Source organism: uncultured Thiodictyon sp., assembly GCA_903837595.1.
Taxonomy (GTDB): domain Bacteria; phylum Pseudomonadota; class Gammaproteobacteria; order Chromatiales; family Chromatiaceae; genus Thiodictyon.
Window position 1 is genome coordinate 1 of record CAILVI010000115.1, and the last position, 8,156, is coordinate 8,156.

General features: G+C 60.4%; 13 protein-coding genes. 10 read left to right on the forward strand and 3 right to left on the reverse strand.

The features are described from left to right. The 10 genes from QZY44_RS06335 to QZY44_RS06380 form a co-directional block, all read left to right on the forward strand. The coding region (locus QZY44_RS06335) for an uL15m family ribosomal protein (RefSeq protein ID WP_295443821.1) at positions 1-160 on the forward strand (160 nt) is incomplete at its 5' end. A 17-nt stretch (positions 161-177) separates the two neighbouring features. Further along, positions 178-1,530 carry a preprotein translocase subunit SecY gene (gene secY, locus QZY44_RS06340; RefSeq protein ID WP_295443824.1) on the forward strand — a complete coding sequence of 451 codons (1,353 nt, stop codon included), beginning with the start codon at positions 178-180 and terminating at the stop codon, positions 1,528-1,530. Positions 1,531-1,560: 30 nt separating this feature from the next. Next, positions 1,561-1,674, forward strand: a complete 114-nt coding sequence (gene rpmJ / locus QZY44_RS06345; protein WP_295443800.1) for a 50S ribosomal protein L36 — start codon at positions 1,561-1,563, stop codon at positions 1,672-1,674. Between the two features lie 83 nt (positions 1,675-1,757). Further along, the gene (rpsM, locus tag QZY44_RS06350; protein ID WP_295386772.1) at positions 1,758-2,114 is read left to right on the forward strand and encodes a 30S ribosomal protein S13; all 357 of its coding nucleotides are present in this window, start codon (positions 1,758-1,760) and stop codon (positions 2,112-2,114) included. A gap of 37 nt (positions 2,115-2,151) precedes the next feature. Next, on the forward strand, positions 2,152-2,541 hold the full coding sequence (gene rpsK / locus QZY44_RS06355; RefSeq protein WP_295386769.1) for a 30S ribosomal protein S11: 390 nt from the start codon (positions 2,152-2,154) through the stop codon (positions 2,539-2,541). Between the two features lie 14 nt (positions 2,542-2,555). Continuing rightward, complete coding sequence (gene rpsD, locus QZY44_RS06360; RefSeq protein WP_295443803.1) at positions 2,556-3,176, forward strand: 30S ribosomal protein S4; 621 nt, start codon at positions 2,556-2,558, stop codon at positions 3,174-3,176. 25 nt (positions 3,177-3,201) lie between these two features. Then, a complete protein-coding gene (rpoA, locus tag QZY44_RS06365; protein WP_295443806.1) occupies positions 3,202-4,215 on the forward strand; it encodes a DNA-directed RNA polymerase subunit alpha in 1,014 nt (337 codons plus the stop codon). A gap of 21 nt (positions 4,216-4,236) precedes the next feature. Next, the gene (gene rplQ, locus QZY44_RS06370) at positions 4,237-4,629 is read left to right on the forward strand and encodes a 50S ribosomal protein L17 (RefSeq protein ID WP_295443809.1); all 393 of its coding nucleotides are present in this window, start codon (positions 4,237-4,239) and stop codon (positions 4,627-4,629) included. 90 nt (positions 4,630-4,719) lie between these two features. After that, a complete protein-coding gene (locus tag QZY44_RS06375; protein WP_295443812.1) occupies positions 4,720-5,472 on the forward strand; it encodes an SAM-dependent chlorinase/fluorinase in 753 nt (250 codons plus the stop codon). 88 nt (positions 5,473-5,560) lie between these two features. Beyond that, positions 5,561-5,950 (forward strand): helix-turn-helix transcriptional regulator, encoded by a 390-nt coding sequence (locus QZY44_RS06380; protein WP_295443815.1) that lies wholly within the window; start codon positions 5,561-5,563, stop codon positions 5,948-5,950. An 86-nt stretch (positions 5,951-6,036) separates the two neighbouring features. Here QZY44_RS06380 and QZY44_RS06385 read toward each other — a convergent pair whose 3' ends face one another. The 3 genes from QZY44_RS06385 to QZY44_RS35660 form a co-directional block, all read right to left on the reverse strand. Beyond that, the gene (locus QZY44_RS06385; RefSeq protein ID WP_295443818.1) at positions 6,037-6,243 is read right to left on the reverse strand and encodes a hypothetical protein; all 207 of its coding nucleotides are present in this window, start codon (positions 6,241-6,243) and stop codon (positions 6,037-6,039) included. Positions 6,244-6,625: 382 nt separating this feature from the next. Further along, positions 6,626-7,090: a hypothetical protein gene (locus tag QZY44_RS35655; RefSeq protein WP_365303479.1), complete on the reverse strand. Its 465-nt coding sequence runs from the start codon at positions 7,088-7,090 to the stop codon at positions 6,626-6,628. Positions 7,091-7,225: 135 nt separating this feature from the next. Then, positions 7,226-7,888 carry an AAA family ATPase gene (locus QZY44_RS35660; protein WP_365303481.1) on the reverse strand — a complete coding sequence of 221 codons (663 nt, stop codon included), beginning with the start codon at positions 7,886-7,888 and terminating at the stop codon, positions 7,226-7,228. Positions 7,889-8,156: the final 268 nt, after the last annotated feature.

Genomic DNA, 8,156 nt, shown 5'->3' on the forward strand with positions numbered 1-8,156 from the left:
GATCAAGCGTTCGACGACCGCCGCCAAGATCATGCTCTCCGGTACGGTGGAGCGCGCCATGACGGTGCGTGGCATCGCCGTCACCAAGGGCGCGCGCGCGGCGATCGAGGCGGCGGGCGGCACGGTCGAGGAAGCGGTCGAAGCGAAGGTCGAGGAATAACTGAAGGACCCTTGCCGATGGCTAAAAACCCCTCATCAATGGGACAGGCGCTTGCCGGAATGGGGCGCCTGACCGAGCTGAAGCAACGCCTGCTGTTCCTGGTCGGGGCGCTGCTGGTGTACCGCATCGGCACCTTTATTCCGGTGCCGGGCGTTAATCCCGATGCCTTGGCCGTCCTGTTCAACGCGAATAAGGGCTCTATCGTTGACATGTTCAACATGTTCTCCGGTGGTGCGCTGCAACGCGCTAGTCTGCTTGCGCTCGGCGTCATGCCCTATATTTCGGCGTCGATCATCGTTCAGTTGATGACGTCGGTGATACCTCTGCTGGAACAGTTGAAGAAGGAGGGTGAGCAGGGGCGTCGTAAGATCACTCAGTACACTCGTTACGGCACGGTGGTGCTCGCTGCATTCCAGTCCCTGGGGATCGCACTCGCCCTTCAGGGTCAGACCGCTGGCAGTCTTTCGTTGGTAAGCAACCCCGGGCCAGGTTTTGTGTTCACGGCGACGGTCTCGCTGGTCACCGGGACCATGTTCCTCATGTGGCTGGGCGAGCAGATTACTGAGCGGGGCGTGGGCAACGGGATCTCGATGATCATCTTCTCTGGTATTGTGGCGGGTTTGCCGGCCGCGGTGGGAAGCGTCCTGGCGGCGGTGGGGAGCGGGGAGATGAACCCGATGGCCGTCCTGGCGTTGCTGGTCATGGTGGTTGGGGTGACCGCTTTCGTGGTCTTCGTGGAGCGTGCGCAGCGGCGGATCACCGTGAATTACGCGCGGCGCCAGCAGGGGCGCAAGCTGATGCAGGCGCAGAGTACCCATTTGCCGCTGAAGATCAACATGGCCGGTGTTATTCCGCCGATCTTCGCCTCCAGTATTCTGCTGTTCCCGGGGACCCTGGGGCAGTGGTTCGCGAACGATGAGAAATTGCGGTGGGTGACGGACATTACGTCCAAGCTGTCGCCAGGGGAACCGATCTATGTGATCGTATATTCGGCGGCAATCGTATTTTTCTGCTTTTTCTACACCGCATTGGTATTCAATGCGCGGGAGACAGCGGACAATCTGAAACGCTCCGGGGCCTTCATCCCTGGTATCCGGCCGGGTGAGAATACCGCGAGGTATATCGACCTCGTGATGACGCGACTGACCGCCGTGGGTGCTATTTACATCACGGCCGTCTGTTTGCTGCCGGAGTTTCTGATGGTCAGTTATCACGTATCCTTCTATTTTGGCGGCACCTCGCTCTTGATCGTGGTGGTCGTGATCATGGACTTTATGGCCCAGGTCCAGGCCCATCTGATGTCCCATCAGTACGAGGGGTTGATGAAGAAGGCCAACCTGAAGGCGCCCGGCGCAGGCATGTTGCGCTGACAGGGGCCCAAGCATCTTTAGGAGACGAGAATGAAAGTACGTGCATCGGTCAAGAAACTGTGTCGCAACTGCAAGGTGGTGCGGCGCAAGGGTATTGTGCGGGTCATCTGCAAGGACCCCCGACACAAGCAACGTCAAGGTTAACGATCGGCTGGTTGACTTAGGCCAGACTTCTGTTATGATACGCGGTTTACCGCTCCGCAGTCAGGATTTGAGGGTTCCGAGCCATGGCCCGTATAGCCGGCGTTAACATCCCAGAAAAAAAGCACACGGTGATCGCGTTGACCGCGATCTTCGGTATTGGCCGGGTGCGGGCCGGTGAAATCTGCGACGCCGCGGGCGTGTCGCGGGTGACCAAGGTCCAGAGTCTCTCTGAAGAGGAAGTGGACAAGCTTCGCGTCGAGGTTGCGAAGTTCACCGTGGAAGGCGATCTCCGTCGCGAGATCTCAATGAACATTAAACGCTTGATGGACCTCGGCTGCAACCGCGGCATCCGTCATCGTCGTGGGCTGCCGTTGCGTGGCCAGCGGACCCGTACCAACGCCAGGACCCGCAAGGGACCGCGGCGTCCCATCAAGCGTTAAGGCCGCGCAGATGATGCGCTCCGGCTGGTAAAGGCGAATGGCTAAACCGACTCGTACCGTCAAGAAGAAGGTCCGTAAGCAGGTCGCGGATGGGGTTGCCCACATCCACGCCTCCTTCAACAACACCATCATCACTATCACCGATCGTCAGGGGAATGCCTTGGCGTGGGCGACCTCGGGTGGCTCCGGTTTCCGTGGGTCGCGTAAGAGCACCCCGTTTGCAGCCCAGGTCGCGGCCGACAAGGCCGGGCAAGCCGTTAAGGAATACGGCGTGCGCAACCTGGATGTGAATGTGAAGGGTCCAGGCCCCGGACGCGAGTCCGCGGTGCGTGCACTCAACAATGCCGGTTTCAAGATCACCAGTATCACTGACGTGACACCGATCCCCCACAACGGCTGTCGGCCGCCCAAGAAGCGGCGCGTCTGAGGGAGCAATAGAGCATGGCACGTTATACAGGCCCAACCTGCAAATTGGCGCGGCGCGAAGGCACCGATCTGTCTCTCAAGAGCCGGGCGCGCGCACTCGATACTAAGTGCAATCTGGAAAAGCAACCCGGCCAGACGGGTGATCGTCGGCGGCGCGTTTCCGATTACGGCGTGCAGTTGCGCGAAAAGCAAAAGGTTCGCCGCATCTATGGGTTGTTGGAACGGCAGTTCCGCAACTACTACATGAAGGCGGCCCAGTCGAAGGGCGCGACCGGCGAAAATCTGCTGCAGATGCTGGAGCGGCGTCTTGATAACGTCGTGTTTCGGATGGGCTTCGGCTCGACCCGGGCCGAGGCGCGGCAGCTGGTGTCGCACAAGTGCATCCTGGTCAACGGGCGGGTCGTGAATGTCGCGTCCTATCCGGTGGGTCCCGAGGATGCGGTGGAGGTTCGGGAAGAAGCCAAGAAGCAGGTGCGCGTACAAAACGCCCTGGCCTTGGCCGAGCAGTACGGCTTTCCCGATTGGGTTGAGGTCGATACCAAGGGTCTAAAGGGCGTGTTCAAGCGCGTTCCGGATCGCTCCGACCTGCCTGCCGACATCAATGAGTCGCTGATTGTCGAGCTGTACTCCAAGTAAGGAGTGATTTCAAAGGGGGTACCGAATGACTGAAGCTATCGGCGAGTTTCTTCGTCCGCGGATCGTTCAGGTCGAACCGGTCGACGGCAGCCTGAATCATGCGCGGGTGTCCCTGGAACCCCTGGAGCGGGGTTTCGGGCACACCCTGGGGAATGCGCTGCGGCGCATCCTCCTGTCGTCCATGACCGGCTGTGCCGTCACCGAGGTGGAGATCAACGGGGTGCTTCATGAGTACACCACGTTGGCCGGCGTGCAGGAGGATGTGCTTGAGATACTGCTGAATCTCAAGAACCTGGCGATCACGCTCAATGGCAAGGACGAGGCGACCTTTGCGCTGAGCAAGAAGGGGCCGGGCATCGTGACCGCGGCGGATATCGACCTGGGGCATTCCGGCGCCATTGCTAACCCGGGGTTGATCATCGCCCATATCACCACGGACGCTGAATTGAGCATGACGCTCACGGTGCGTCGCGGTATCGGTTACGAGCCGGCGACCCAGCGTGATGTGGAGGGAGCAGAGGATCGTCCGATCGGCAGGTTGCCCTTGGACGCCTCGTTCAGCCCGATGCGTCGGGTTTCCATTGAGGTCCAGTCGGCACGTGTGGAGCAGCGCACCGATCTGGATCGGTTGGTCATCGATTTGGAGACCAACGGGACCATTGATCCGAAGTCCGCCATCCAGCGGGCGGCCCAGATCCTGCGCGACCAACTTGCCAGTTTCGTCGCGTTGGAGGGTTCAGCCCCGGCGGACGGTGTTGCTGCTGAGGCGCCGCAGGCGCCGGTGATCGACCCGATCCTGCTGCGTCCGGTGGACGATCTGGAATTGACGGTCCGCTCTGCCAACTGTCTCAAGGCAGAGAATATCTATTTGATCGGCGATTTGATTCAACGCACTGAAGTGGAGTTGCTGAAGACGCCGAATCTTGGTAAGAAGTCCCTGACCGAGATTAAGGACGTACTTGCCACTCGTGGTTTGTCGCTGGGGATGCGCCTGGAGAACTGGCCCCCTGAAAATATCGACGAACTCAGCATTCGCTAACTGTTACCGGAATCACGGACCATGCGTCACCGCAAAGCCGGAAGGCACTTAAATCGTACCAGTTCGCATCGCCAGGCGATGTTTAGCAACATGGCGGCCTCCCTGTTCCGGCACGAACTGATCAAGACTACCCTGCCCAAGGCGAAAGAATTGCGGCGGGTGGCTGAGCCGCTGATCACCCTGGCCAAGATCGACTCAGTCCACAAGCGTCGGCTGGCGTTTGCCCGGCTGCGCGACAAGGAAGTCGTGGGAAAGCTCTTTCTTGAATTAGGGCCCCGTTACCAGGCGCGTCCTGGTGGGTATCTGCGCATTCTCAAATGCGGCTTCCGCGCCGGGGATGCGGCGCCGATGGCCTATGTCGAGTTGGTCGACCGGCCGGAACGCGAGACCGCAGTCGAGGTAGACGAAGACTGACACCAAATGGCTTGGTGTCGGGAGTGCAAGAACCGGGCTGAGGCCCGGTTTTTGCGTTTTGGTTATGTGTGAGTCAATGGCGGACCTAAAATGAGTGCTCGGCTGCGGATGCCCATCGAACGCATCGCGCTGGTCACCGACTTTGGTGCCGGCATCTATGTCGGTCAGGTGATTGCCCGGCTATCGGCGCTGGCCCCGGGGGTGCCGATCATCGATCTTGTGCATGACCTTGCGCCCTTCCGTCCGGACCTTGCCGCCTATCTGCTTCCCGCCCTGGTGCGTGACCTGCCGCCCGCGACGCTCTATTTGTGTGTGGTCGACCCCGGCGTCGGCGGGGATCGGCTGGGGCTCGTCCTGGACGCCGGGGACAGCCTCTTCATTGCCCCGGACAACGGACTCTTGAGCCAGGTCACGCGACGGGCTCAGGCACGCTGTCTGTACCGGATCGACTGGCGGCCCCCGAGCGTCTCCAACAGCTTCCAAGGTCGCGACTGGTTCGCGCCGCTGGCCGCGGCCCTGTGCCGGGGCGAGTCTCCCGCCCTCACCGCGGTCGCCGCGGGCTCACTGGTCGGCGCGGATTGGGCAGAGGACCTGCCCGCCGTCGTCTATGTGGATGGCTACGGCAATCTGATGACCGGGCTGCGGGCGCTGGGTGACCCGTTGGCGGCGCGACTGACCGCGGCTGGTCGGACCTTGGGTGCGGCCCGGACCTTCTGCGAGGTCCCGCCCGGACAGCCCTTCTGGTATGAGAACGCCCTGGGGCTGGTAGAGATCGCGGTCAACCAGGGGCGGGCCGACCTTGTGCTGGGGCTGGGGCCGGGCGATCCGGTTGCGTGGTTCTGAAACTCCCACTGCGACCTTGTGAAAGCCAGGCTCAAACGGGCACAAGCGCATTATGCGGCATGGTTGGCGGAGCCGAGGAGATAACGCGATGAGCGAAGAACACGACATCCCCGGACAGGTCAGCAGTGGCAATGTTTTTGCCGACCTTGGCCGACCTGATGCCGAGGAGGCGTTGGCGCGTGTGCGGTTGGCCCAACAGATTGCAGCGGTCATCGAACGGAAAGACCTCAGTCAGACCGAAGCCGCCGCCTTGATGGGACTTGACCAACCGAAGGTTTCCGCTCTGGTACGTGGGAGGTTGTCCGGTTTTTCGACTGACCGGCTGTTCCGTTGCCTGATGTCGTTAGGGCAAGATGTTGATATTGTCGTCAGGGATAAACCAGAAGACCACACCAGGGCACATATCAGCGTGAGTGGGGTTCAAACCGCACGGGGAGATCACGTAGGGGCGTACTTCTCTGGGGTGTATGGGAATTAAGTATACTGTCCCCGGTATTCCCCTCATCCACATAGGACTTGAGCGCGTCGGGTCGGGAAATATTCATGGTGCTCATGCCGTCAGCGTCACGGCGATGGCAAGTCTTGGCGGTGGCCCCTTTTCCTATGTGTTAAGGCATCAGCCTTGCGCGGGGGTAATGAAACCACCCGTTCCGGGTGTGTGGCCTGCTTTGCCATGAGGTCTTCAAAAATGGCATCAATATCGTAATTGAAGTCGCGCGCGTATTCGTTTCTGAGCGTGCGCGTTTCGGCAACGATTGGGTCTCCCCACATCTCTATTCCTCCGTAAGTTCCAGTGGTGTACAGATCACAGGCGGCTCGTAGCCGTGCGCTCGACAGGTGGCCTCGATTCTAGGCCGCATATGTGCGTTGGCAATATGCGTAGACAGTGTAAGCGGGTCGTTGTGTTTCCCACCATTCTGATGTCGCGCTTTGGTTCGCCATGGTGCGTAAATCGTTACTTGGCCGCGCCGTCAAATAGCTGAAAACCGACGTTTCAATATAGACAGATGATTTCAATGAGACTCCTTATTTTCAATTCGCTAGCCCCAGAGTTCGGCCAGTTGGAGGCTCGCGGGATCTGGCCGAAAAAAGAACTCGATCCTGGCCCGATTGGTAGTTTTTAAAGGTGATACCTGAACAGTTACAAGTCAGGCTAGTCCTTCTTCTTAGGCTGTTTCAGCGCGGCATCTTCACGGGCCTCGGCGTCTATCTTGTCTGCCGGCTTGGAGCTAGTCAAACAAGCAGGGACCTCCCCTGCTACGCACTTCTTCTTGAACTCAGCGATCTCCTGCTCGAGAGAAGGAACCCCGGCTACCTTATCTTCCTCTGCCTTCTTTATCTGGCCATCCCGCGACACCAGGCCCAGGGCGGCGAAATAGGCATAGAAGACGCTGGCGTAATAGCCCTCGTACCGGGCGATCGGGTTATTGCGATACCAGTCATTGGGAATGCTGGCGAAAAACGCAGTGACGAGTTGTTCCAGACCGGCGAAGTCATTGGCGAGCAGGATCTCGCCCAAGCGGCGCTTGTTGGCGAGCAGGGGCTGGCCGTCGGGGGTCCAGACCTTCAGCAGGCTATTGATGAGACTCTGATAGACCTCCTGGTTCGGGTAGCGCAACTGGTAGACATACTCACCAAAGCGGTTTTCCTCCCCTCGCGATGGTGAGATAACCGGTCTGGAACAACAGGGCCTCGGTGGCGATGCGATCGACGTCGAAGGCCGAAAGCAGGGCCGCGTCGCTCTCCAGGTGGCCTAAGCGCGGCAGCCAGGTCTGGCGCTGGGTGAGCAGGTCGACGAGGAAGGTCGGGGTGCCGGTCTCGAACCACCAGACGCGGAATTCGCGCTCGCGAAGCGCAGGTGCGCGTCCTGGTCCTTGATGACCGAATAGAGGTTGCGCAAGCCGTCGCGGAGCTCGCGCGCCACGTCGGGGCGGCTCAGGTTGTCGAGGATGGGCTTGTCGTATTCGTCCACCAGGATCACCACCCGCCGGCCGGCAGTAGCCTCGGCGTCTTCGATCAGGTCGCTGAAACCGCCGACCACGTCGGTGATGTCCACCGCTTCAAGCCTGAGGTCGCGGCGGCTCTTGCGCAGCAAGGCCAGAATACGGTGGTCAAGTTCGGCCCGGCTTTGGACCACGCCACCGCCGAAGCTGAGTCGGATCACCGGGTGGCGCTGCGTCCAGTCCCACCGGTCGTGGATGTACAAACCGCGAAACAGGGCCTCGTTACCCGCGAGCAACTCCCCCAGGGTATCGAGAAACAGCCATTTACCGAAGCGCCTGGGGCGGGAGAGGAAATAGTATTTTCCCTGCTCGATCAGCCGCAGGGCGAACGCCGTCTTGTCGACATAGTAGCAGCCCTCTTCGCGAATCTCGCGGAAGGTCTGGATGCCGATCGGCAGTTTCTGGCGGGTCATCGATCGCAGCGGACGCGGGGATAAGACGGGGCGACGGCTGCGATCTTCCCGGCAACGCTCATGCTTTAGTGCTGCTCCAGGTTCATGCGTTGCCGATGGCGGTCCATCTTTGGCTCAAAGATCGCTTGTTTGGCGGGTATTGGCCTGGTCCCGATCGATGCACGAAATGCCGGCCTTGATCATCGTTCCGGCCATTGAGGCGTAGCGGTCGGCCGTCAGGCCGACCGACTGGGAGCGCCGCACCCCAGTGCGGCCCGGCCCATCCGCA